This is a genomic window from Vibrio sp. T20 (genome assembly GCF_007858795.1).
In the GTDB taxonomy this organism is placed as follows: Bacteria; Pseudomonadota; Gammaproteobacteria; order Enterobacterales; family Vibrionaceae; genus Vibrio; species Vibrio satsumensis.
In genome coordinates, this window is sequence record NZ_VFEB01000086.1 from 1 (window position 1) to 1,001 (window position 1,001).

Consider the following 1,001-nt stretch of genomic DNA (forward strand, 5'->3'; position numbering starts at 1 on the left):
AACCGTTTGAACGTTCAGAGCCGCGGCCTTGATGTTGCAGTACGTAACGCGAACGACGGTATCTCGATTGCACAAACTGCTGAAGGTGCAATGAACGAGACGACTAACATCCTGCAACGTATGCGTGATTTGTCTCTACAATCTTCAAACGGCTCAAACTCAAAATCTGAGCGTGTAGCGATTCAAGAAGAAGTAACAGCACTGAACGACGAACTAAACCGTATCGCGGAAACCACGTCTTTTGGTGGTAACAAGCTGCTTAACGGTACTCACGGCACTAAATCATTCCAAATCGGTGCGGATAACGGTGAAGCGGTAATGCTTCAACTGAAAGACATGCGCTCTGATAATGCTCAGATGGGTGGTAAGAGCTACCAAACTGAGAACGCGAAAGACAAAGATTGGAACGTTCAAGCTGGCTCTAACGACCTAAAACTGTCGTTCACTGATAACTTCGGTCAAGCACAAGAAATCGACATCAACGCAAAAGCGGGTGACGATATCGAAGAGCTAGCAACGTACATCAACGGTCAACAAGACTCTGTGAAAGCGTCTGTAACTGAAGATGGTAAGCTACAAATGTTTACTGGTAACAACAAAGTTGAAGGCGAAGTGGCATTCTCTGGCAGCCTTGCTGGTGAACTAGGCATGCAACCTGGCAAAGACGTAACGGTTGATACTATCGACGTAACATCAGTTGGTGGCGCACAAGAGTCTGTAGCCGTTATCGATGCGGCACTTAAGTATGTAGACAGCCACCGTGCTGAGCTAGGTGCTTTCCAAAACCGTTTCGACCACGCTATCAGCAACTTAGACAACATTAACGAGAACGTTAACGCATCTAAGAGCCGTATTAAAGATACCGATTTCGCGAAAGAAACGACTCAGATGACTAAGTCTCAGATCCTTTCTCAAGCTTCAAGCTCGATTCTTGCTCAAGCGAAGCAAGCTCCGAACTCGGCACTTAGCCTACTAGGTTAATCGATTGAAAGGCCACGTTG

General features: G+C 46.6%; 1 protein-coding gene. It reads left to right on the forward strand.

From position 1 onward, the window contains the following. Window positions 1-981, forward strand: a 981-nt coding sequence (locus FTW16_RS08395; RefSeq protein WP_146490678.1) for a flagellin, incomplete at its 5' end; no start/stop codon positions are given. Window positions 982-1,001 lie beyond the last annotated feature (20 nt).